The 24291-nt window shown below is 58.9% G+C and carries 13 protein-coding genes; 6 read left to right on the forward strand and 7 right to left on the reverse strand.

The features are described 5' to 3' along the window. Positions 1 to 10: 10 nt before the first annotated feature. The gene (locus tag ACTJK7_RS06035) at positions 11 to 3610 is read right to left on the reverse strand and encodes a Tc toxin subunit A (RefSeq protein ID WP_159085227.1); all 3600 of its coding nucleotides are present in this window, start codon (positions 3608 to 3610) and stop codon (positions 11 to 13) included. A 138-nt stretch (positions 3611 to 3748) separates the two neighbouring features. Next, entirely contained in the window at positions 3749 to 6985 is a 3237-nt protein-coding gene (locus tag ACTJK7_RS06040; RefSeq protein ID WP_323151293.1) for a hypothetical protein, read from the reverse strand. A gap of 475 nt (positions 6986 to 7460) precedes the next feature. On the opposite strand from ACTJK7_RS06040, the gene ACTJK7_RS06045 reads away from it, so the two are divergent. Next, positions 7461 to 7862 carry a DUF6124 family protein gene (locus ACTJK7_RS06045; RefSeq protein ID WP_108563105.1) on the forward strand — a complete coding sequence of 134 codons (402 nt, stop codon included), beginning with the start codon at positions 7461 to 7463 and terminating at the stop codon, positions 7860 to 7862. Positions 7863 to 7973: 111 nt separating this feature from the next. On the opposite strand, the gene ACTJK7_RS06050 is transcribed toward ACTJK7_RS06045, so the two are convergent. Beyond that, positions 7974 to 8333 (reverse strand): PilZ domain-containing protein, encoded by a 360-nt coding sequence (locus ACTJK7_RS06050; protein WP_108563106.1) that lies wholly within the window; start codon positions 8331 to 8333, stop codon positions 7974 to 7976. A 218-nt stretch (positions 8334 to 8551) separates the two neighbouring features. Further along, positions 8552 to 8938, reverse strand: a complete 387-nt coding sequence (locus tag ACTJK7_RS06055; protein WP_007951249.1) for a tetratricopeptide repeat protein — start codon at positions 8936 to 8938, stop codon at positions 8552 to 8554. 174 nt (positions 8939 to 9112) lie between these two features. Between ACTJK7_RS06055 and pyk the strand changes: the two genes are divergently transcribed. Both pyk and ACTJK7_RS06065 read left to right on the forward strand, forming a co-directional pair. Further along, positions 9113 to 10564: a pyruvate kinase gene (pyk, locus tag ACTJK7_RS06060; protein ID WP_007951250.1), complete on the forward strand. Its 1452-nt coding sequence runs from the start codon at positions 9113 to 9115 to the stop codon at positions 10562 to 10564. A 175-nt stretch (positions 10565 to 10739) separates the two neighbouring features. Next, positions 10740 to 12002 carry a hypothetical protein gene (locus ACTJK7_RS06065; RefSeq protein ID WP_108563107.1) on the forward strand — a complete coding sequence of 421 codons (1263 nt, stop codon included), beginning with the start codon at positions 10740 to 10742 and terminating at the stop codon, positions 12000 to 12002. Positions 12003 to 12125: 123 nt separating this feature from the next. Here ACTJK7_RS06065 and ACTJK7_RS06070 read toward each other — a convergent pair whose 3' ends face one another. The 3 genes from ACTJK7_RS06070 to ACTJK7_RS06080 are packed head-to-tail and all read right to left on the reverse strand — an operon-like array spanning position 12126 to position 14939. Beyond that, complete coding sequence (locus ACTJK7_RS06070) at positions 12126 to 12875, reverse strand: enoyl-CoA hydratase-related protein (protein ID WP_108563108.1); 750 nt, start codon at positions 12873 to 12875, stop codon at positions 12126 to 12128. 29 nt (positions 12876 to 12904) lie between these two features. Continuing rightward, complete coding sequence (locus ACTJK7_RS06075; protein WP_440779850.1) at positions 12905 to 13840, reverse strand: iron-sulfur-binding ferredoxin reductase; 936 nt, start codon at positions 13838 to 13840, stop codon at positions 12905 to 12907. Then, positions 13833 to 14939, reverse strand: coding sequence for a GGDEF domain-containing protein (locus ACTJK7_RS06080; RefSeq protein WP_201816295.1), 1107 nt, complete (start codon positions 14937 to 14939; stop codon positions 13833 to 13835). Before ACTJK7_RS06080 ends, ACTJK7_RS06075 begins: the two co-directional genes overlap by 8 nt. A gap of 311 nt (positions 14940 to 15250) precedes the next feature. Between ACTJK7_RS06080 and ACTJK7_RS06085 the strand changes: the two genes are divergently transcribed. The 3 genes from ACTJK7_RS06085 to ACTJK7_RS06095 all read left to right on the forward strand — a co-directional run bounded on the left by ACTJK7_RS06085 (position 15251) and on the right by ACTJK7_RS06095 (position 24159). Further along, positions 15251 to 16774, forward strand: a complete 1524-nt coding sequence (locus tag ACTJK7_RS06085) for a fumarate hydratase (RefSeq protein ID WP_007960181.1) — start codon at positions 15251 to 15253, stop codon at positions 16772 to 16774. 153 nt (positions 16775 to 16927) lie between these two features. Next, positions 16928 to 21385, forward strand: a complete 4458-nt coding sequence (locus tag ACTJK7_RS06090; RefSeq protein ID WP_323151295.1) for a SpvB/TcaC N-terminal domain-containing protein — start codon at positions 16928 to 16930, stop codon at positions 21383 to 21385. Then, positions 21382 to 24159, forward strand: coding sequence for an RHS repeat-associated core domain-containing protein (locus ACTJK7_RS06095; protein WP_440779852.1), 2778 nt, complete (start codon positions 21382 to 21384; stop codon positions 24157 to 24159). The genes ACTJK7_RS06090 and ACTJK7_RS06095 overlap by 4 nt, the downstream gene beginning before the upstream one ends. Positions 24160 to 24291 lie beyond the last annotated feature (132 nt).

Raw genomic sequence — 24291 nt, forward strand, 5'->3', positions numbered from 1 at the left:
CCGTCTCCTGTCACTGTTTGCGTTGTTTGCGGGGCGTCGGTACTCGTCGGCGCGCGGGAAGGGCTGCGACAAACGTCACATCGCGGAACCTAACGGCCGTCGAGTTTTCAGCCGTCGCTGTAACCTTCACGGTAAGCGGCTCGGCACTGGTGAATGTCACCTCGGTACCTCCTTGCCGGTCAGTAACAGTCTTGATCTCAGCCTGAGGCAGCGGATCGAGTGTCCAGGTCACCGATGCGCCTGCGATGGGGTTGTCGTAGTCGTCCAGGACGATGGCGCGGCAGGTCACCGGCGTTCCGATCAGCACGGTGCTGTCGGGGATGGGGGAAGGGTTTCGGGCTATCAAATGGAGTGTGGCCATATCCGGCCCGATCTCGATCCTCGGTGCGGGCGTTTCCTCACCCAGATCCAGCCAGAAAACGGGGGTAACGCTGCCCATCCGACTGCCCGGGAAAAACTTCACCTTCGCCGTGCCGTCGTCGCCGGTGGTGATCATTGAAGGTTCAAACCGGCCCAGCGTGGTGGCGCAATGAACATTGACGCTCAATCGCGCCAGGCCTTCGCGGTTCTCTACCGTTACGGTAAATTCGGCAAATTCGTCCGGTTTGTTGGCGATCAACCTGACGGGATCGGGCTCCGTCGCCCAGCGCACGATCACGTCCAGCTCCCCGGCCATGACGTCGTCAGCATAAGTCGGTTCGGTCGTGGTCGTCAGGCTGGCTCTGACAAGGTCCGCGGCGTGCTCATAGTCGGCATATTTGCTGTCCGGTGGCAGCTTCCCGAGCTCGAGGAGTGTCCTGGCACTCTGACCGGTCTTTTTGGCCAACAAACGAATACGGGTCAGCACATCAAGCTGTTGCAGGGTCACGACCAGACCTTTCGACGGGTTCACATGGGCGGCGCAGATGCGCACTTCATCCACGCTCCAGTTGAACAGCTCGGCGAGCCACTTCGCGGCACGCTCCTGAACCAGCTCAAGACCGTGGTTGCTCAGGTTGGCCGGCAACGCGTTAATGCGGCGCAGATAATCAACCAGTCTCGTTTCCGGCCGATCACTCATGCCCAGGGCACGTTTGTAGACTGTCAGGTAATACAGTGTTGAATGGTCGAATGCGTCGACCGAATTCAGACCGAACCATTCGCGATACCCGGTCGCGATGAAGTGATTCAGAAATTCACTGCTGAGTTCCAGCCTCGCGACCACGGCGCTACGCCTCGAGAACTCGGCCAACACCTGCAGAACAGGATCGCTCGGCGGGTCTTCCCGCCGCAGCACAGTACCGCTGTCCTTGAAAGTTTCCGGCAACGCGAGCACTTGAGCCAATACGAAATGCACATTGGCGCCGGACCAGCCAAGCACCTGCAGAACCATATCCGGCCTCAGGCCGCTATACGCAGCCAACCCTTCCTGCACCATACTGTTCTGACTGGCGCGGCAACGCAGCACGACCGCCAGAATCAGCTCCACCAGAGCTGTATTGAGGCTCCCCGTCTCAAACTCCACGGCCCGCCCCGCCATTTCCCGGGCATGGTCTTCGTAGGTCTGATCCGCTGATTCAACAAAATCACGAATCAGTCCCCGTTCGTCAACCAACGCCCTCAACGCCCGCAACCACTGGCGATTGTTCGACAAGGGCTCGATACCGGCCATTTTCAGTACATCTTCCGTCATCTGAGCCACCGGGGCCTGCCGACGCCACTGATCGAACAGTGTGAGCTGTCTTTCATCGGGCCGGTTCGGTGGCCAGACTGTCGCTTGTTGCACCACCCAATGCACCGGTAACTGCACGCTCTGAGCCCATTGCACGCCATCCATCAAGGCATGGATCACACTCAATACGTCCGGTGTATCAGCTGACTGCAGGTTGTTGATCTGCGGCACGCCGGCCAGCGTGTTCACCCAGACCTGACCTCCCGTCAGGTTCAACAACAGGATTGCCTCGATCGGAGTCATCCCCAGCAAACGGGGCAGCCTGACCATGCGATAAAAACTGGACACGATCGGCAAGTTGCATTTGAGCTCAGTCAGGCCATGAGCGGCGGCAATCAGGTTGGCGAGGTAAAAATAGGTTTCCAGATCAGTGCGCAGACCCGCGCACAATTGCTTGACCGTAAGCAGGTCGGCAGCGGTCACGGGAATCACCGGGAAGGATCGGTCATCAAGTACCAAAGCACGAGAGCTGGCGGCATCACTGTTGAAAATTCGATCGAATTGGGCACGCTCCGTACCGCGCCCGAAAATGGAAAGCAGCCCGATAAAAGCGGCGAAGTCTTCTGCGGTGCATCCGAAGTCCTCCCGCAATTCCTGGAACAAGCCAACAGCTCGCAGAGTATTGGCTGTGATCCAATAGCGAGAGGGGGTCGGCTGGGGCACTTCAGCGAGCATTGCCGCAACGATCAGTTGATCGGTCTCGTGACTGGCCAACCGCAACCAGTCAGTCAGTCGTACCATACGATTGGCACGGTCAACCCGGTCGGGCTCCATATCCTCGAAACGGTTGAGCAGGTCCACGCCGGTATTGAAGACGCTGATGGGGGGGTACTTTGCCTCATTAATGAACGCAGTCCCATGATCCCGGCCTGTTACAGGGTATGGGCCTGCGCTTATCGGCGGCGCATTTTCGGACAGGACGGGAGCAAAACCTTGAATCGAAAGCAATGCCTCAAGCGCCGGCGTATCCAGTTTCATGCGTTCATTGAAAACGGCGACGAGCCTCAGATTACCCACCGAAATATCCTTGAGACCGAGGTATTTCCGATAGAACTCGTCCGCTCCGTCTGGAAAATGCGGCGCCTCGGTCAGGATTGTCCGCTGTGATGGACTCAACCGTGTAGCTTGAACGAGGGCGTCATCCGACTTGTCGCTCCACGGTGCCGAACGAAGAAAGTACGGATACTGCAAATCGCACAGACGCACCACGCTACCCACCGATTCGCCATGCCCCTTCAGTACATGATCCAGCGTGACCCAGGGCCAGTGAAAGGGCAGCTCACGGGGAAAGGCCTTCTGGCTCAACGCCTCGTCAAGGTTTGGAATGGACCCCAGCGTGGCGGTGATGAAGCGCTCCATGATGCGGCTGATCACGTCCACCGACAACACTGCGCCATGAACCGCCTTGACATCGATCAACAGTTTTTCGAGGTCCGTACGCCGGTCAACCAGCGGAAGAGCCGTGCCATCGGTCGCGCCCAGCCGATGCAACGCCCAATGCAACAGGGCTGTCAGATACGCCGCAGGCGAATGAATGGCTTCGATTGCACCCGGCGGGCACAAGTCGTCGAAGTTCGGATTGAACAACAAGGCGTACGTCGGACCGTTATTGAGCCCCTTGCGCGCGACAGGCCTGGAGTCTTTCGCGGTCAACTGGTGCTCGATGAATTCCCGCAATACCGCGGTCGACAGCACATTGAGGCGCTGCTGGAACTCGCCGGCCTGTTGCCGGGTCAGGCCATAGTCGTGCATCAACCCGTCGACGCCTTTCTCCGCCAGCACGACGACAGATCCCCCCTCCTTGAAAAAACGTGTCATTGCCGTCGTGGACGAGCGTTTGGGTTTACCGACCGCTTGCGTGAACATCTTCTGAGCGATCTGAGCGGGAGAGCGGTTCATGTTGATGCTCCTGGGTCCGAAACGGTTTCCAGTGAAGGAACGGCGCATTTTGCATAGTGCCTGCAAAGGATTTGGCGCCATCGCACGGGCGGCGTCTACTGTCATAACTGACAGTAGACGCGACCATTGGTCGGATCATTAGGGGTTCGGATGACGCTGTGGCGGCTCGTCAGATGGCGCTATTTCGAATCGTTTGCTGTCAGCGGGCATGGAGCGTTTTCCACCCACGACCTGCACGGCACGGGCCCATTGCGGGCCGGCAGGCAGATGTCCCTCAGAGGCACCGGCCCAACGTCCGCCAATGGTCACAAGCCCTTTGGCATATATCTCGTCGGAGTTGTGCCAGGCGACCACTTCAACCCGCGATTCCGGCAGAGCAACGCCTGCGAATCCGGGCGTTGTTGGCTCCCAATTGCCCTCCGGCGGTTCGTCAAATGTGGGTGGGGCCGCAAGCCGCTGCACGGACCTGGGCTCAGACCAACCCGAGCGGTACTCACCGTTGCGCTGCTCGGTGACGAGTGAAAGGTCGGTGCCGCCCTCTGGGATTTCGATCCGGCAAAACCACGTCCCGTCCGCCTGAACCTCGGTCCGCCCCAGCTCCATACCATCAGGCAAGGCAACCACGACTTCATCTTTCGCGTATCCGAACCCGCAGATCAGCGCATGCTGTCCGACAGCCTCACCACTGGCCGGTGTTTCAATGAGTGGTTTGTCGGGAACGATCGTGATCTTTACATCCTGGGTAAATGGCGATACCTGATCCTTGAAGTACTGTTTGGCTTTAAGTACGCATGGCCCCAATGGCCGTGTGAAATATTGTTTGAAATATCCATCCCCAAAATGCGGATAAACACGATGGGGAACGTCGTTGAGGTACACATCAACCTCAGGCCGGTCGAATCCTTTCCCCGCTCTGGCATAACCTTCTACCGCGAATGTCCGAGGGACTGATGTTTCTGTTTCGGGAAAGTCGATCGTTGGCGCAAACAACACCACTTTAAAAGTGACCGAAGTGCTGGGTACCGATTGCAAGTCGTCCAGCACCTGTATGGCGAATACAGTGTGGGTCAGGTAGTCGAGTTCCTTGATCGGCACCGACCAAGCATCTCCTGTTGCAAGCGCCTCTCCCAACAGGTCGTGGGTCAAGAAATCGTAAACGCTGATCGTGAAGCCGTCGATCCCGCCAGTGCCGTGCAATACCGGCAAATGATCCGTTTCCCCTCCGGGTGGCGGAGTGATCACCAGTACGCTCACCACTATCTCGAAGGCCATGGACACCTCGTTGGAGGTTTGCCCACCGAAAGTCTGCGTGACCGTGACCGTGTGCCTGCCGGGGCGAAACGCCGTGGGGCGCTGGAAGTCCCATTGCCCGTCCTTGTCCGTATCTGTAACCCGATGGGGGGTGGAATTGTCGTCGAACTTGATCGTCAACTCCGCTCCCGGCCAGCATTGGCCAACGACCGTTGCAAACAAGCCGTTCAGAATCACTTCTTTAATTTCGGCAAGGGGCGCGGGGATGACCACGGAAACAGGCGGCTGAACCCATCCTGATTGCAGTGCTAAAAACTGCATTCTGGCCGTTACCTGATACGTACCAGGAGCCCAGCGTGCAGTTGCCGTGCTGGACCAAGTCGAATCTGCTTCTACTGCAACGATCGGCACGATTGCGGTATATGCGTTGTTCAACCGGACCTCTACTAAGGAGGCCGGAAGATCGGGCCACTTCTTGCCCATACCGAAGAACGTGGGAATGCCGTCCGGAGCGACTCTGCAACTCAATGTCGGGAGAGGAACAGGTATCACGACCCTGGTGCTCGCCGGCGCCCAATCCGAATAGATCGGCTGCCCTGCACTGTCGGGCATACTTTGTCGACCTCCGACCAGCACAGTACCCGGTACCCAATCGGAGAAGTGCACTGCCCAGGGAGAGGTTGTCACGATAAACGAGTGGAAAGGCGTCATTTGGCCCTCGAAGTGAAGATCGAACTTCGCGCCGATATATCCGCCACCTCCCAGGGTCAGGTTGCCTTGGTCATCGACCTGTTCCGTCAGTTTGTTCGGTTGTGGGGGTTTTATTTTGAATGTTCGTAAAGCTCCACGTCCGGAACTCTTGCCTCCGGCAAATTGTTCGACCGCCAATGAAACCAGTCCCGCTCTGCCCGCCACAGGTATGGTCCAGGTACCGTCCGCTCTTACAATGTTTTCACCGACAGCAGTGCCCGTCAGATCGTAATAAGCAACGATCCTGCTTTGAGCCAATCCATTATCGCCACTGAGGTCAAAGTTTGAGTTCTGAAGCGAATCAGCTGTGGGGAGAGTAATTCGCGGGTAACCCAGTACTTTGAAAGCAACCGACCGGGTGTAATCATAGGCGGCAGACACATCTGGATTGTCATAAAAACGAACTTTCACTTCTGCATTTCCGCTGGGCAAAACTCTGATCGATGCGCCTTGCCATACACCAGATGAATTAACCGGGTGTTGATCAGACCAGCTCTCATAAATATTCGTGGAGTTCAATGCGAACATTTTCGAATCTGGCGCACCGATGGCTTGGTAAACAAGGTCCTTCATCGGCACGATCGCCCCAGCTGTTGGGTAAGTCAGCTTTGCTCGATACATGTACTTAAAGGGGGTACGGGGCGAATTCCGACCATTGAATTGCTGATACGCCTGCATTCGCTGAGCGTTAACGTGGTCCGCAACAGTAACCGGCACTGACCATGTTTCGCCAATTGGCTGTAAGCGCGTTGCCAACGTTCCAGCTCCGTCATCAAGTACCATAACAGAGAAGGCTAAACCTCCCGTACCTGTCACATCAAAAGTTGAGGCGGTAAAGTGCTTATTCTGCGCGAATGCAGGCGTGGGCGGCTGGTAAGTTACGGAGATGGATTTCCTAAGCTTGGGATCCGAAGTATTGTTTCTGTCGTAGATATACGTAAAGCTAATCGTGGCATCTTTCGAGTTTCCCGCTACAGTTGCACCCCCGCTGATAGAGTGCCATTCACCGTCCTGTTTGGCAGAACCTGTCAGCTCTGAGATCCAATAGTCACTTGTCGACGAGTAGAACATAAGGATCACGTTACCTTCACGCCGACCATTATCTTTGGCCCTGTATTGCACTGCCGTACAGTTAAAAGAAGTACCGTGACCATTCCATGAATAACGAACCTGGAGTTCTGCCCAATAGCCATCATCCGACGCATGTAACGTCTCCGTGATCGAAAATTCGTTTTCCGATGTTCCCGGATCGATAGGGAAAGAGCTGTCCACAACATTCTCGGCGGCAATATTTTCTTCAACATTTTCAAGGATGCACTTCCCTCCAGACGAGTTGTCGAACGATTTTTTTTTGCCGTCATCGGATATATCCATGATTGACTCCGCAAAGTTTTGGAGAGCGAGACCGCTTGAAGGTTTGTCACGCCATTCAACGCCGGCCCTGTCCACCGATGCACCTGACAGTTCTGACAGTCCCGACAAACGGTAACTCTTCCCACAGCCCGGTCCGGCAGCGTCCTGCAAGTCGTAACAGCGGGCTACGACGCCTTGTGCCATTGCCTACAAATCCCTCAGAATCCGCCGGCTTGTGCGCTTTGGCGTTGGCCCGTAACTTGACTCCCGTCGCTGCCAATCAGCGGCCGGGTTTAGTCGCCCGGGGTCTTTAGTACGTTGCGCATAAGCGTCATCCAGTCGGGTATTCCCTATCCCCGCACTCGATGGTGGCTGTTCGCAGGGCGCCCTAGGGCGCACCGGTACGTACTCCCGGTCGACTAACCTGCTTACAGCCGCCACCCCTTTCTCGTTTAGTCGCGAGCCAGATGGTGGCCTCAATGACGAGTACGCATACATGAAAAAACCAACGCCAAATCCACCGCTGGACATCGATCCAACGGACCCGACCGATCAACCCGATCCGGTCTCTCCCTACGCTTCCGTCGATTCAAAAAAACTCCACGACGCCGCCCACCGGGCCCTCGATTTCTACCTCAACCCCAAAGCTGAAAAGTCACGCAATTCCGTCGATCGCGGCATGCAGATGTTCAAGGTCGACCCGGACATCAACCCCGAGGCGATCGCCATCCAGACCTACGAGACCTTTTCCTCGGTCAGCATCCTGCTGCTCGACCTGGCCGATAGCCTGGACGACAAGCCGCGGCATCTGGCGATGGCGATCTATCAGTTGAGCGAGATGGGGTTACTGCTGGCAGAGAGGACGCTGGATAACGAGCGGGCGATTGCTGTTGCCTAGCCTTTGGTTATGGGTTGTCTGAAATGACGCCATCGCGGGCAAGCCCGCTCCCNGGGTCAGCGCTGTCCTTGTGGGAGCGGGCTTGCCCGCGATGCTTTGGAAGGTTTTGAGTCAGGCCGAGGCCGGCAACGGCTGAAAACTGAAGTACTGCTTCAGCGCCTCGACCAGTTGCCCGTATTCGGGCGGCGTGCGGTACAGACTGAAGCCGGCGTCGTAATGTCGGGGGGTCGCGTCTTCGTGGCACCACAGGCAGCACGCCGTCAGGTCGATGACCTGCTGGCATCCTTCGCCCAGAGGGATCTTCAGGCGCAGGTTGAATTCGGCACCGATCATCATCGGCAACTGGCTGATGAGCATCAAACCGTCTTCGGACACGTTGCCCAGAAAGCCGATGGGTTTGTCGGTGACGCGGTTGAACACTCGCAGAAAATACGGCAGCTGGTGCCGTTCGATTCGACGGTCGGTAAACATACGCAGTTCGCCATGCCAGGCTCCATCACAGAGCCGCACTCGCTTCGGAACGGACCTGTGCGTCAGGTTCGCTCTCCCCGCTCCCGGTGTGGCGCTCGCCACGTCAATCTCATGCCAGTCGCAGGTGTTGCGCCGGTTCAGAAAGCAGGCTTCAAACCGGTGTCTCTGGACTATAGCTCACCTTGTACAGCCAGCCAGATTTTGTATGACAACCGCCATCAGAAGCGGGTTGGACGTACCACGGCGGCAGCGCTGCGCGTCGGGTAATGGCCCAGGCTCTGCAGGGTTTCCAGACGCGCGCGGGCGCGGTAGGCGTATTCGCTGTTGGGGTACGAGGCGATGATGAACTGATAGGTCTGCGCCGCATCGACGAACATTTTCTGCCGCTCGAGGCACTGGCCGCGCATCATCGACACTTCCGGCCACACGTAAGGGCGGGCACGGCTGGCGCGTTCGACCTTGGACAATTCGAGCATCACCTGCTCGCAGTTGCCCCGATCATAGGCGCTGTAGGCGTTGTTCAAATGATGGTTCATCGACCAACGGGTGCAGCCCGTGACGGCGAGGACGCTGAGGGCAAGGGCGGCAATGGGCACGAATCGCATGGGGGGTTCTCCTGTCTTGTGCTCTGTATCGACCCCTGGTCGGAAATCTTCAGGCGCGTTTGTCCCAAAGTTGCCGTGTTCAATAAAGAAACTATTAAGTAGTGCAAACGAACAATGACTACACCCCAAGAGCATAGTAGCCTTCGCTGGCGCTTGAACCTGAGGAGTCTTTGCATGTCCGTCCGTCGTACCAAAATCGTCGCTACCCTTGGCCCGGCCAGTAACTCGCCGGAAGTTCTCGAACAGCTGATTCTGGCTGGCCTGGACGTCGCCCGTCTGAACTTCTCCCACGGCACCCCCGACGAGCACAAGGCTCGCGCGAAGCTGGTGCGTGACCTCGCTGCCAAGCACGGCCGCTTCGTCGCCCTGCTGGGTGACCTGCAAGGCCCGAAAATCCGAATCGCCAAATTCGCCAACAAGCGCATCGAGCTGAAGATCGGTGACCAGTTCACCTTCTCCACCAGCCATCCGCTGACCGAAGGCAACCAGCAAGTGGTCGGCATCGACTACCCGGACCTGGTCAAGGACTGCGGCGTGGGCGACGAGCTGCTGCTCGACGACGGTCGCGTCGTGATGCGCGTTGAAACCGCCACCGCCACCGAACTGAACTGTGTCGTAACCATCGGCGGCCCGCTGTCGGACCACAAAGGCATCAACCGTCGCGGCGGCGGCCTGACCGCGCCGGCCCTGACTGAAAAAGACAAGGCCGACATCAAGCTCGCCGCTGAAATGGAAGTCGACTACCTTGCCGTGTCCTTCCCGCGTGACGCTGCCGACATGAACTACGCCCGTCAACTGCGCGACGAAGCCGGCGGCACCGCCTGGCTGGTGGCGAAGATCGAACGCGCCGAGGCTGTGGCCGACGACGAAACCCTCGACGGTCTGATCAAGGCTTCCGACGCGGTGATGGTTGCCCGTGGTGACCTGGGTGTGGAAATCGGCGACGCCGAACTGGTGGGCATCCAGAAGAAAATCATTCTGCACGCACGCCGCCACAACAAAGCGGTGATCGTGGCGACCCAGATGATGGAGTCGATGATCCAGAACCCGATGCCGACCCGCGCCGAAGTGTCCGACGTGGCCAACGCCGTGCTCGACTACACCGACGCCGTGATGCTGTCGGCCGAATCCGCTGCCGGCGCTTATCCGCTGGAAGCCGTGCAGGCGATGGCGCGCATCTGCGTCGGCGCTGAAAAGCACCCGACCAGCAAGACCTCCAGCCACCGCATCGGCAAGGAATTCGAGCGCTGCGACGAAAGCATCGCGCTGGCGACCATGTACACCGCCAACCACTTCCCGGGCGTGAAAGCGATCATCGCGCTGACCGAAAGCGGCTACACCCCACTGATCATGTCGCGTATCCGTTCGTCGGTGCCGATCTACTGCTTCACCCCGCACCGCGAAGCCCAGGCTCGCGCAGCGATGTTCCGTGGCGTGTACACCGTGCCGTTCGACCCGGCTTCGCTGGCCCCGAACGAAGTCAGCCAGAAAGCCATCGACGAGCTGGTCAAGCGCGGCGTGGTGGAGAAAGGTGACTGGGTCATCCTGACCAAGGGCGACAGCTACCACACCACCGGCGGCACCAATGGCATGAAAATCCTGCACGTGGGCGACCCGCAGGTCTGAGTGACCGGTTGCTGAAAACGAAAAGCCCTGCCGCTTATAACGGCAGGGCTTTTTTATTCCAAAAACTTCTTTATACCTGTCATTTCTGACAGTAGGCGCTCCCCATCAAGTGACATCCAATGGGTCTCGGAAAGCCCACGTACAAACGTCGCACTGATCAAACAGGAGAAGCGCCATGAACGCAATCGCCAGTACCGTATCTTTCGATCCGACTTTTGCCAATAAAGGCGTTCTACGCTTCAACATTCCCAACGCTACTCATGCAACTGCTACTGCGGTGGCCATCGCACCGAGTGGTGCCATCTATGTGGCAGGGGGTGTCTACGATCAAGACTTCGATAAATTCTGGATCACACGTCTCAACGCTGAGGGTACTATCGACCAACGTTTTGGCGAAAATGGCTTCGTTATTGATATTTTCGGCCCGAATGAGGTGTCATATCCCAACAGTCTTAGCATCTTGAGCAATGGCGATATAGTGCTCATTGGCACCACCGGCTTAAAGCACACCGCTTTGGCACGGTACCTGGAATACGGTAGTCCCAACCTGTCTTTCGGTAACAACGGCAAGGTCATCCTTGACACCAGGCCCGACCAGCCTGACACCCCGCGCCGTTTTGCCACAGTGCAGTCAAGGGCGGATCGCAACGCTCCTCATTGCGTGGAGATGGCGGATGGAAAGATTGTCATAACAAGCCTTTACATTTTCAGTTTCCCTTCACATTCAGCCAGCATGATCTACCGCCTCAATCCTAATGGCAGCCCGGATCCAACATTCGCTGGCACAGGCCATGTCGCCGTACAGCATCCCGACTATGAGCAGCAAACAACGAACATTGGTCTCGTGGTGCCCCAGAAGGATGGCAAACTGCTTGCCGCGGGTATTGTCACCGGCGGCCCGAATCCTCGTTGCACCATGTTCGTCCGTTATCTCAGCGATGGCTCCCGTGATATCTCGTTTGGTAACGATGGTTACAAACTGGTTCCTGCGCCGAATTACCTCTTCTATCGGCGACTTCAACGCTCGGATGACGGAGTTGTAGCTGTCGGAACCACCTTACAGGCGCCATTTACTGGATATCTGGAAGCTTGGCGTTCCGACGGTTCTCATGATCCCGAGTTCAATGACGGCAAACCCTTGCTCACTTCTCTGAACGATCAGATGACGCTGTTTACTGACGGTTTTATTGATGATGATGAAAAGTTGATGATTGCCGGTGTCGTGCTCGATTCAAATGAACGGCCAGACATAGTTTTAGCGCGGTTCAATCCAGATGGCACACTGGATAAAACGCTGGACAATAAGGGCTGGGCGCTATTGCCAATCGGAGGTGATTTCAATATGCCCAATGCCCTAATCCCACAAGCGGACGGTAAATTGCTGGTTGCCGGCGAAGAAGGATGGGGAGCATTTATTTCACGGTTAATGGTTGGTTAAGCGTCGACCTTACAAGTCAAATTTCCGGGGTTGAAGAATGCATAGAAGCCCCGCCCCTTTCCCTCCGGGCATCCGACGTTTCGGGAGAGCTGGGCGGTCGGCGCTCCGATGAGGGTAAGCTTTTCAATGCCGTTTGATGAACCCCGTCAACGCCGCCAACGCCTCCGGCGACCTCAGCCGCTGAGTGAACAGCGCGCCCTCCTCCTCGATCACCTTGCGAATCAACTCGCGATCCGGCGCGCGCATCAATTGTTTGCTGATCCGCACCGCCTCGGCCGGCAGCTCGTCAAACCGCAACGCCATCTCCCGCGCCTTGGCCAACGCGGCTTCGCCACTGCCCAGCGCCTCGGTTGCGATGCCCCATTGCGCCGCCTGCTCACCGGTAAACCCCTCACCCAGCAGCAACAACTCCGACGCTTTGGCCTGCCCGAGCAAGCGCGGCAGGATCAGGCTGGAGCCGAATTCCGGGCACAATCCGAGGTTGACGAACGGCATGCGCAGCCGCGCATCCCGCGCCACGTACACCAGATCGCAATGCAGCAACAGCGTCGTGCCGATCCCCACCGCCGCCCCGGCCACCGCGGCGATCACCGGTTTGCGGCACTCCAGCAAATTGAGCATGAAGTGAAACACCGGGCTGTCGAGGTCGCTCGGCGGTTGCTGGATGAAATCGGCGATGTCGTTGCCGGCGGTGAAGCACTCGGCGCTGCCGGTGATCAGTACCGCGTTGATTTCGGGGTCGCGGTCGGCCTGTTTCAGCGCGTCGGCCAATTGGCTGTACATGGCGCGGGTCAGGGCGTTTTTCTTGTCCGGGCGGTTGAGGCGCAGGGTCAGCAAACCGCGTTCGCGGTGCAGCAGGATGGCGTCGGGCATGGCGTGTCTCGCGTCTGAGAATTCAGCGCTCAACCACGGCTCAGGAAGACATCGGCCAGCAGTTGATTGCGCGGCAGTCCGGCCAGGAACAGACGCTTGGCAAACGCGTCGACGCTGGCCGTCGATCCGCAGACTAAGGCCAGGGTTTGTCGGGAGACAAGGCGCAGTTGCGCCAAAGCGCCCGGCAACTCGGCCGCGGTCCACCGTTCGACGCTGAGGTTTTGCCGCTGCGCGGCCAGCGCTTCAAGGGGTTTGGCCAGGTAATGCCCGTCGGCGTCATGAGCCAGGTGAATGACGCGAATGGCGCCCCGATGATCATGACGCAAGGCCTCGCGCAACACGCCGAACAACGGGCCGAGTCCGGTGCCGGCGGCCAGCAGCCACAGCGGCCGGTCGTGCCAGTCCGGGTCGTAATGCAGCGCGCCGCCGCGCAGTTCACCGAGACGGATCGGATCACCGATCTGCAAGCGGCGCGCGGCATCGCTGAATTCGCCGGGCTGGCGGCAATCGAGGTGAAATTCAAGAAAGCGGTCTTCTTCCGGCAGGCTGGCCAGCGAATACGGCCGCGCAATCTGGCCGGCCCACAGCACCAGATGCTGGCCGGCGCTGTAGCGCAGCGGCCGCTGGGGTATCAGGCGCAGGCGCAACACGCTGTCGCCGAGCCAGTCCAGCGCTTCGACCGTGGCCGGGCGCCCATCGGTGACGGGATCGAAGGTGTGCACCTGCAAGTCTTCGATCACCTGGCACTGGCAGGCCAGCCGCCAACCCTGATCACGTTGCTCGGCGCTCAAGGCATCCGGGCGACTGTCGGCAGGCAAGCCCTGCACGCATTGCACCAGACACGCGTGGCAACTGCCGGCGCGACAGCTGTAAGGCACCGCCACACCGTTCCGGTTGAGGGCATCGAGCAGGTTGCTGCCCGCCGCCACCGACCACTGTCGATCACCGACCCGCAGTTCAGGCATCGACGTTCTCCCATGCCGCCGCGCAACGATTGCGTCCGTCACGCTTGGCCCGATAGAGCGCCTGATCGGCACGTTGCAAGGCATCGTCCAGATCATCGCCCAGTTCCAGCAGGGTCATGCCGGCGGACAGGCTCAGGTTTTTCACATTCAGGCCCACCAGTTCAACGTCGGTGAAGGCGATGCGCAGCCGTTCGCAACAGGCGGTCAGGCGCTCGGCGTTGCAATCGGGCAGCAGCACCACGAATTCCTCACCACCATATCGCGCCAGCACATCGCCGTCGCGCAGACAGGCCCCGGCCACGCCGGCGAAAGCCTGCAACACCTGATCGCCAGCGGCGTGGCCGTGAATATCGTTGATGCGTTTGAAGTGGTCGAGGTCGATCAGCGCCAGACCATGCACCACGTCGGGCTCCATCGCATTCAGCTCGCGGGTGGCCAGGCGCAGGAAATGCCGACGGTTGAACAGCCCGGTCAGTTCGTCGGTGGCCACCAGGTCTTCGAGCTGGCGCATCATCCCGCGCAGGGTGTCCTGATGCGCCTGCAAGGCGAACCGGCGCTGACGCATGCGTTGGCGCGAGGTCTGGACGAAGCGCGCATAAATCACCAGCCACGCCAGCACGATCAACAGGATGCAAGCCTGCAACGCGGAAAGCGCCGGATCGTGCAGATGCAAGTGGTAACCGTCCCACAGCGTGATGGCGCAAAAACTGAAGAACACCAGCATCGCGCAGCGTACGAACGCCCGCTGTGACAGATGGAACAGGCCGAACAGCAGGATCAGCACATAGAAGACCAGGAACTCGCCCCGGGCTTCTTCCAGATGCGCGATCAGCCACGTCTGCCAGCCGAGGCCAAGCAGCACTTGTGCTTCGGTCAGGCTCGGGTCGGAAAAGCGCAGATTGCAGCCGGAGAAAAACACCGCGAACAGGATTGCCTGGCTGATGACCACCAGGGCGCTGCCGACGGCGACGCCAGCCAGCGAATCTTCGTAATGTCCGGTGAAATACGCCAGCCACAGCAGCAGCAAAGCCAATCCATAGGTGGCTGCAGCGAGGGCGAAGCGTTTGAGCAAAAGACGTTGAATGGCGTTATGGGTCAATCGTTGACTCACCGTGCGATAAGAGGCTGACCGAGTGTCCTACTCTACAGACCGGCTGCCACTTTAGTGGCGCAGGCGATAAATGACCATTGATTTTCGGGCCGGGTATTTGGCGTCAAAAACCTGCAGCCATGCGACCAACGAATGACTCCCGGCAGATGTGCCCGCCACCGAGGCGCGGTATACTGCCGCGCCTTTTTAGCGTCGCGCCAGCAGCCCCGGCGTGCCTTGAAAGGTGTCTGCGACCGACCGATGCACCCAAGCCGCAGGCACCTTATTGAATGTTCCCGTCTTTTAGAGGAGCGCGACTCATGACCGTGATCAAGCAAGACGACCTGATTCAGAGCGTTGCCGACGCCCTGCAGTTCATTTCCTACTACCACCCCGTGGACTTCATCCAGGCGATGCACGAAGCCTACCTGCGCGAAGAATCGCCAGCGGCCCGTGACTCGATGGCGCAGATCCTGATCAACTCGCGCATGTGCGCCACCGGCCACCGGCCGATCTGCCAGGACACCGGCATCGTGACCGTGTTCGTGCGTGTGGGCATGGACGTGCGTTGGGATGGCGCGACCATGAGCCTGGACGACATGATCAACGAAGGCGTGCGTCGCGCCTACAACCTGCCGGAAAACGTCCTGCGTGCTTCGATCCTGGCCGACCCGGCCGGTGCGCGCAAGAACACCAAGGACAACACCCCGGCGGTCATCCACTACTCCATCGTTCCGGGTAACACCGTGGAAGTGGACGTGGCGGCCAAGGGCGGCGGATCCGAGAACAAGTCGAAAATGGCCATGCTCAACCCGTCCGACTCGATCGTCGACTGGGTGCTCAAGACCGTTCCGACCATGGGCGCCGGCTGGTGCCCGCCGGGCATGCTGGGCATCGGCATCGGCGGCACCGCCGAGAAAGCCGCTGTGATGGCGAAAGAAGTGTTGATGGAATCCATCGACATTCACGAGCTCAAGGCCCGTGGCCCGCAGAACCGCATCGAAGAAATGCGTCTGGAGCTGTTCGAGAAGGTCAACCAGCTGGGCATCGGCGCCCAGGGCCTCGGTGGCCTGACCACCGTCCTCGACGTGAAGATCATGGACTACCCGACCCACGCCGCTTCCTTGCCGGTGTGCATGATCCCGAACTGCGCCGCCACCCGCCATGCGCACTTCGTGCTCGATGGTTCCGGCCCGGCTTCGCTGGAAGCGCCACCGCTGGACGCCTACCCGGAAATCGTCTGGGAAGCAGGCCCGTCGGCCCGTCGCGTCAACCTTGACACCCTGACCCCGGAAGACGTGCAGAGCTGGAAGCCGGGCGAAACCGTCCTGCTCAACGGCAAGATGCTCACCGGTCGCGATGCTGCGCACAAGCGCATGGTCGAGATGCTGAACAAGGGCGAAACACTGCCGGTGGATCTGAAAGGTCGCTTCATCTACTACGTCGGCCCGGTTGATCCGGTCGGTGACGAAGTGGTTGGCCCGGCTGGCCCGACCACCGCCACGCGGATGGACAAGTTCACTCGTCAGATCCTCGAGCAGACCGGCCTGTTGGGCATGATCGGCAAGTCCGAGCGCGGCCCGACCGCCATCGACGCGATCAAGGACAACAAAGCCGTGTACCTGATGGCTGTTGGCGGCGCCGCTTACCTGGTGGCGCAAGCGATCAAGAAGTCCAAGGTTCTGGCGTTTGCCGAGCTGGGCATGGAAGCGATCTACGAGTTCGAGGTCAAGGACATGCCGGTCACCGTAGCGGTGGACAGCAAAGGTGAATCGGTGCACATCACCGGTCCTGCGATCTGGCAACAGAAGATCAGCGAAAGCCTGGCGGTGGAAGTGCAGTAAGCGCTTCTGCTGTTTGAAAAAAACCGGGTGGTCAGCGATGACCGCCCGGTTTTTTTTCGCCTGCCGTCAGTCGGCACCTGTCAGATCTGACAGGTGCCGACCCCCGACGCCCTCTGTTAGCTTGGAATCTCGGCGTTCACAGGTTGCGTTGCCATGGCCCTTGATGCAGATGCGCTCGTCACTCCTCCCTCTATTGCCAAGACAGCGTCCATTGCTACGAACGGGCGCAGTTGGGGAGAGATCGGTGCGACCGGGCAGCGGTCTTACACCTTGCCACTGCCGATCCTGAACGCCCGTACGCTCAATCCTGAGTTGCAGCTGTTTTATGACGGCAATGCGGGCAACGGCAAATGCGGACTTGGCTGGGATCTGTCGGTGGCTTCCATTTCGCGCAAGACCAGCAAGGGCGTGCCGAAATATGCAGCCGACGATGTCATGCAGGCTGACGGAACCGACCTGCGGCCCGAACGGACAACGCGCGGCAGGATCAAGGCAAAAAAGCGTACGCGCGGTAAAGGCAGGAGCGCCAGAACCTATTCAGTGGTGCTCTACATTCCACGTCTGGAAACGACATTCACCCGCTACGAACTCTGGACTCCCACCGATGGCGGTCATCCGTTCTGGGTGGTCTCTGGAGCCGATGGCACTCGATATTGCTATGGCAACACCCTGGATTCCTGCATCCATGACCCGGCAGCCCCGGCGCATATCGCTGTGTGGTTGCTGACGGAAGTCAGGAACCCCATGGGCGAAAACATCTTTTACCAGTACAAGACCGACGACAAAACCACTGACGCCCGTTTTGACTACAGTGCTCAACGCTACCTGCGCCAGGTCTGCTACTGCAACAAGACCGCCAGTGCCGATCTGTACTGTCTTGATCACCCTCAACCCGAATTACTCGACTGGCTGTTCCGAATGATCATTGACTACGGCGAACGCGTCTCCGGGCATGACGATGTTCCACCGTACCCCGCCAATGAAGATGCCTGGACGGTGCGTTCCGATCCGTTTCGTATGCATCGCCATGGCTTTGAAGTCGGCACTCGGCGCCTGTGCCGACAGTTCCTGCTGTTCAATGCCATCGGCCCCGCTCCGGTGCTGGTCAATCGCCTGTTGCTGGAGCACGAATCCACATCGCATCGATACAATCATCTGAAAGCAGCGCACTACATGAGTTACGACGCTACAGGTCACGTCAAACACATGCCACCCCTCGAATATTTTTATGAGGCGCTGATACTCGACACCACCCCCAAACCCTTTCTGCAACTTGATCACATGCCCGGTCTCAACGACGGCCAGCCCTACCATTGCGTCGATCTTTACGGTGAAGCCCTGCCCGGTTTTCTCTGCCAGCGCGACGGGGCCTGGTATTTCCGCGAACCGTTGCGCGGCACGCCCGGCACAGACGAAATCGTCTACGGCCCTTGGACCCTGCTGCCGCTGATTCCGAACGCCGACAGCAGCAAACCGGTGGTGCAGATTCTTACCGACCTCACCGGTGACGGCTGTCTGGACTGGGTCGTCGCGCAGCCCGGTGGCAGCGGGTGTTACACGCTCAAGTCGGATGGCACCTGGTCGCCTTTCAAATCGTTCGATCAGTTTCCCGTGGAGTTTTTCCATCAACTTGCACAACTGGGCGATCTGCGCGGCGATGGCCTGGACTCCATGGCGTTGATCGGCCCGAAAAGCGTGCGGGTGTATGCCAACCTGCGGGAAAAAGGATTTGCTCCCGGCCAGGATGTGCCCCATACCCCGGACAGATTGCCGCTGTTCGGCAATGCCCGCAGCGAACTGGTGTCATTCAGTGGCATGGGCGCCAGCGGCATGGAGCTGTGCCGGATCCGTCACGATGAAATCCGCTGCTGGATCAGCCTGGGTCATGGCCGGTTTGGAGAGGGTTTCAAATTGAGCGACTTGCTGTTCGACTATGGCAAATTCGATGCCGACCGGGTACGCATCGCCGATCTCGACGGCTCCGGCGCCCCGGCCTTCATTTACCTGTCTTCGGATTACTTCGAGATCTGGTTCAACCAGGGTGGCAACGGCCTGGCCCCGACACCCGTGCGTGTCACGTGGCCTGCCGGCATTCGCTACGACAACCTCTGCCAGGTGACCTTCGCCGATCTGCAAGGCATTGGCTGCGCCAGCCTGCTGTTGACCAAACCCCACATGAAACCGCAGCACTGGGTGTATCACTTCGTCAGTAAACGGCCCTACCTGCTCACCGGCTGCAACAACAACATGGGCTACAGCGCCACGCTGCAACATCGCAGCAGTGCACAATTCTGGCTGGACGAAAAACGCCGGGAACTGATGGCTCGCAGGCATCCGGTCAGCCGGTTGCCGTTTCCTCAGATGGTGCTCCACTGGCTGGAACAACTCGATGAAATCACCGGCAACTGCCTGAAGCAGTCATTCGACTATCTGGACGGCTACTACGACGGGAAGGATCGCGAGTTCCGTGGCTTCGGCCGGGTCTGCCAGATCGACAGTGAACTGGAACCTGGCAAGGCCGAAGACGGCCATACGGCGCCGATGAAGGTGACGCACTGGTTTCATACCGGTCAATGCACTGACCCCGTTTTGAAAGGTATCTGCGAACTCGACCCTGAAATCACATCGCTGGGCCCCACGGTCTTTTCAGAGTTCGATGCCAAACGCCGTAAAGAGCGCATTCGCAAGCGGCGCAAAGCCGAGGATGATCGCGAAACCGCCTACGCCCTTGCCGGTCGCCTGCTTCGCACCGAAGTCTGCCAGGCAGACGACCCCGCCCCCGCGCGCCTGTTCTCTCTGAGCGAAACGCGCTATCTGGTGCGAGAGGTGAACATAAATCCCTCCAGTCTGCTGGTGCTGGAACTGGAAAACCGCAGCCATCAATACGAACGCTTCATGGACGATCCACGCGTTGAACATAGGGTCAATCTGGCGTGGGACGAATACGGTCATCTGACACAAGGTTTTACCGTCGCTTGTGCTCGTCGCCGCACCGAGAATGACGAACCGCCCTTCGATCAGGAAGATCAACGACGCGCCTGGCTGGACAGCCACGATGAGCAACAGCAATGCTTTTATCTGACGGAAGCTCTCGCCGAATTCACTCACTTGACCAGTGCCAGTCACTGGCTGCTCGGTTTACCCTGCCGCCAGCGCGGTAATGCGATGAAACTGCCCAAAGGCTCTCTGCCGGACGGTTTGCGCGCAGCGGACATCAGTTTCGAAAATTTCGATCGGCATAAAGACAGCGCCGCATGGAAAGCCGCGCGCGAACTGACCTCGCTTTCGCAGCAGACCTATCTGGAGGCCGCCGGCGAGATGCTTTACCCACCGTTGGCAGGCCCGACGAAACAGGCCGTGTTCGACAAGACAGCACTGGCTGCCTACGACGACGTCCCGATTGACATTCGGGGCGAGCTGATCAAGATCGGCTATGAGCCGATGAATCTGTTTCTCCCCGAAGATTCGGAAGAGGACGAACTGGAAAACCTGTGGTCAGCCCTGAGCGGTTTTTTCACCTACGCCGATGCCAGCCAATTTTTCCACGTCACCGATGTGCAGCAGACCGCCAGCCATGGCGTAACGCACATCGCCTGGGACCCGCTCCATCTGGTGACCAAGACCCTCACCCTGCCGGACGGCTGCGTCACAACCATGACATACGACTGGCACACCCTTCTGCCGTGCAGTGTCAAGGATGCCAACGAGAACATTCAGGAAGTGCTGTACGACGCAGACAGGCAACCCACCGCCCACAGTTTTCATGGCACCGAAAACGGCGCTCAGGCCGGTTTCGCTCCCCTGTCCGCTTACCCGCCACAGCCTGACCTGAGTGTCGAATACGCCCTCGCCAATCCGAAAACCGCCCTGGCATCCGCTGCCAGCGTGGTGCGCACCGACCTGCAAAGCTGGATGCCGGTACTCCCGCTCAAAACGCTGCCCATCAAAAGAAAGGAATGGATCGCCAAGGGGCTGATTCTGCCTGACGGCCACATCCGCGCCTCGGCCCTGCGCTGGCTGAACCAGCTGAAAAAACGCAGCACCAGCGAACAGGCCCTGCTCAAGTTCATCCGAACTACCCTCAAGCAGCCGGTACACAGCCTCAACCTGGCTGCCGACCGCTACCCCACCGACCCGCTGCAACAGATTCAAATGACGATCCGCTACTTCGACGGCTTCGGCCGCGCGCTGCAAAGCAAACAGCTCGCCCCGCAGGGCGATGCCTTTGTCGCCACCCCTGAGGATGACCTCGTGACCGGCGCCGATGGCAAACCGATCGAAATGCCGGCCACCCGGGGCTCGCGCTGGCGGGTGCAGAGTCGCGTGGAATACAACCACAAGGGCGAAACCATCCGGGTCTACCGCCCCTACTTCCTCAATACCCACCGCTGTATCAACGACAGCGCGATGCGCGAGCACGGCTATCACGACCGGATGTTCTACGACGCCTTGGGGCGGCCGATACAGACGATCAATGCGCTGGGCCATCTGGCGTTCGACATCCTGCATGCGTGGTTCACGCTCCGCTATGACTTCAATGACACCGACAACACACCCGCGCCCTCATCTGCGAAACAACCCGCCAGGCCGGCGAAAAAGGTCAAGGCATGAACACCAGCCTGCATTGGCGCACGCCGACAGCCGTTGTCACGGATCCGCGTGGCAACGCCATCAGACAGGTCGGCTACCTGCGCAGGGTGGCAGGGGAGGATGTGCAGGCGCTCATTACCCGACAGCAATATGACGTTGCCGGCCGACTGGTCGCGCTGCGCGATCCGCGTCTGCCCACGCCCAATACCACAACGGTGCACAGGCTGGACGGCGTGGCGATCAGGACGATCAACGTTGACGGTGGCGAAAACACAGTACTGCAGGGTGTCGGTGGCGAGCTTCTTCAGAATTGGGATGCTAACCGCAATCACCGGGAAATGACCTACGACCCGCAACTGCGTCTGCGGGCCGTCACGGAAAACGGTACAGCGAACTTCGAAACCTTCCGCTACCTCGACGCTTCGGCCGACCCGACGCACAATCTGCGCGGACAGATGACGGCGCTGAGCGATCCATCAGGCACGCTCGCCCTCGACAGCTTCGGCATGCACGGACAGACGCTGGAAGAAACCCGCACCTTCAAGGACGGCAAAACCTGCACCAGCCGTCGGGTCTACAGCGCCGTCGGCGCAGTGTTGCAAACCACTGACGCCGGCGGGCACCTGCAACAGTCGACCTACGACATCGCCGGGCAGCTCGTCCAGGTACAACTGCAACTCAACGGACAAGCCTTCCAGCCGGTTTTGAAAGGTGCGGATTACAACGCCGCCGGCCAGATCACCGAACAACGGCTCGGCAACGATGTGACCAACCGCTGGTGCTACCGGGACACCGACGGACGCCTGCTTCGACAGTACGCGCAAAAGGCTTCAGAGCCGGCGATTCTGGATTTCGGGTATGAATACGATTTGGAAGGTAACGTTACGCGCATTGTTGACCACACCTACACACCGACGTTTTTCCGCAACCAGCGGGTCGACGGTGAACGCACATTTGGCTATGACTCGGTGTACCGCCTGACCCGCGCTACCGGTTACAGCGACGCCCCGCCCGCGGATAACTCCGGTCGGCCGCAACCCACCGATCCCGATGACCGACGCAACTATGTCGAGTCTTTCGAATACGACGACGGCAACAACCTGAAAAAACTGACCCACGTACGCGACGGCAACACCTACACCCGCGAGGTGTTCATCGACACTGCCAGCAATCGCGGGGTGCGCTGGAAACAGGGGGATCCGGTGCCTGACTTCGGCGCCCGGTTCGACCCGACCGGCAATCTCAGGCACCTGCAGGCTGGCCAGCCGCTGCACTGGAACAGCCGCAACCAACTGCAATCGCTGACGCTCGTCGAACATGTCGGCGCGCCACCGGATCAGGAGTTGTACCAATACAGCCGGGGCACACGGGTCTACAAACGTCACGAAACCCACACCCGCAAAGTCAGCCATGTCGATGAAGTGCATTACGCGGGGTCCCTGGAAATCCGCAGCAAAAGCTCGGGCGAAGAACTGCATCGGATCACCGTCGCAATCGGCGTCGGCGAAGTGTCCTGCCTGCACTGGGTGGCCGGCAAACCGTCAGGCATCGACGCTGATCAATTGCAGTACTCGCTGAGTGACCACTTGGGCTCAATCACAAAAACACTCGATGCAAGGGCGCTATTGATCAGTGCCGAGGGCTATTTTGCCTTTGGCGGCACCGCCTGGATGGCCGCGCGTTCGCAGATCGAAGCGGACTACAAGTTCATCCGCTATTCGGGCAAGGAAATGGATCGCACCGGGCTTTATTACTATGGCGCCCGGTATTACGTCCCTTGGTTGAGTCGCTGGATCAATGCCGACCCGGCCGGAGATGCGGACGGGCCGAACCGGTATGCGTTTGTCGGCAACAACCCGCTGCGTTACGTCGACTCTGTCGGAGCATACAAAACGGAAAGCACTATCAGACATTATTCGGACTTCATTTCCGTCGTCTTCGGACACTCCGAACATTTGCTCCAGCAGCTTCACAACATCTTTCATAAGAAAAACATCAAAAGAAATTTGATGGCGAACGTCGCAGTCGAGGTGGGCAAAGGTGTTGCTGGCTACGAAGCAGGCGTTTTCGGCGCAGGGCTTGTTGAGTTGGTGCTTCCAAGCCCCCAGTCCTTTATCCCCTACCTGACAACTGGCGGGCTGATTGGTGGAAACATCGGCGGTGACATCGTCGGTGCGATGATTGACCCGTTCACAAACGAAGTCGCCTCCAGAACCGGGATCATGCTCGGCCCGCTGATCCCGCAAACGTCGAAAATGTCAGTCAGTGAAATCAATAAAGGATTAGGGATCACGGATCCCGCGAGGCAAAACAGAACGTGGCGAGAGGCCTCGGATGATCTGGTCCGTCAGATGCCTGCATTTATCATGAACCGAATGATGGCGTCGTGGCTATCGATTATCCCCGCCGCTATCGCCATCATTGCTCGAACAATGGAAGCCGAAGACATAAAAAACGGGCTCGACCCGACGAAGATTATAAAGATCCAGACAATGCTCTCTGACTGGCAAGCGGCCGTCGAAAGTTATTCCGCCGCTGCAGAAGGAGCGTTCGATGCATTAGGCATCGATGTTCTGGACCCAGACGGATTTGCTCCGATCAGCCGCTCAGACCTGCAGCAGCAAACCCACGAGGCGCTAGCCAACATCGGTCGAGCGAAAGCTTCTGTTGCCGCTTACAGGGAGTCGCGGTCCACCGATAACCAGTTTTTACAGCAGCAACTACGTCATACCCCGGAAAAACACTCCAGGCTTTACAACTGGTGGACCAAATCCAACGGCACACATGGTCCCTGACTGCTGATGTCAGTTGAGGTCTGCCAAACCGTCGCCGACGATTCCGTACAAGGACTCGTCGCGCCCTGGATGCCAGACTCAAAAGCGGTCGTGTGACCAATCGGCTTTTATGCAGCCATAGCACTGTAGCCG

It is taken from the genome of Pseudomonas sp. 22085 (assembly GCF_052045815.1).
Taxonomy (GTDB): Bacteria; Pseudomonadota; Gammaproteobacteria; order Pseudomonadales; family Pseudomonadaceae; genus Aquipseudomonas; species Aquipseudomonas glycinae.

Excerpts from the sequence above, each read along its gene's own strand:
- ACTJK7_RS06065 (WP_108563107.1), top strand. The coding sequence starts at position 10,740 with ATGAACGCAATCGCCAGTACCGTATCTTTCGATCCGACTTTTGCCAAT.
- ACTJK7_RS06075 (WP_440779850.1), bottom strand. The coding sequence starts at position 13,840 with ATGCCTGAACTGCGGGTCGGTGATCGACAGTGGTCGGTGGCGGCGGGC.
- pyk (WP_007951250.1), top strand. The coding sequence starts at position 9,113 with ATGTCCGTCCGTCGTACCAAAATCGTCGCTACCCTTGGCCCGGCCAGT.
- ACTJK7_RS06090 (WP_323151295.1), top strand. The coding sequence starts at position 16,928 with ATGGCCCTTGATGCAGATGCGCTCGTCACTCCTCCCTCTATTGCCAAG.
- ACTJK7_RS06085 (WP_007960181.1), top strand. The coding sequence starts at position 15,251 with ATGACCGTGATCAAGCAAGACGACCTGATTCAGAGCGTTGCCGACGCC.
- ACTJK7_RS06095 (WP_440779852.1), top strand. The coding sequence starts at position 21,382 with ATGAACACCAGCCTGCATTGGCGCACGCCGACAGCCGTTGTCACGGAT.
- ACTJK7_RS06055 (WP_007951249.1), bottom strand. The coding sequence starts at position 8,938 with ATGCGATTCGTGCCCATTGCCGCCCTTGCCCTCAGCGTCCTCGCCGTC.
- ACTJK7_RS06050 (WP_108563106.1), bottom strand. The coding sequence starts at position 8,333 with ATGTTTACCGACCGTCGAATCGAACGGCACCAGCTGCCGTATTTTCTG.
- ACTJK7_RS06035 (WP_159085227.1), bottom strand. The coding sequence starts at position 3,610 with ATGAACCGCTCTCCCGCTCAGATCGCTCAGAAGATGTTCACGCAAGCG.
- ACTJK7_RS06040 (WP_323151293.1), bottom strand. The coding sequence starts at position 6,985 with ATGGATATATCCGATGACGGCAAAAAAAAATCGTTCGACAACTCGTCT.
- ACTJK7_RS06045 (WP_108563105.1), top strand. The coding sequence starts at position 7,461 with ATGAAAAAACCAACGCCAAATCCACCGCTGGACATCGATCCAACGGAC.
- ACTJK7_RS06070 (WP_108563108.1), bottom strand. The coding sequence starts at position 12,875 with ATGCCCGACGCCATCCTGCTGCACCGCGAACGCGGTTTGCTGACCCTG.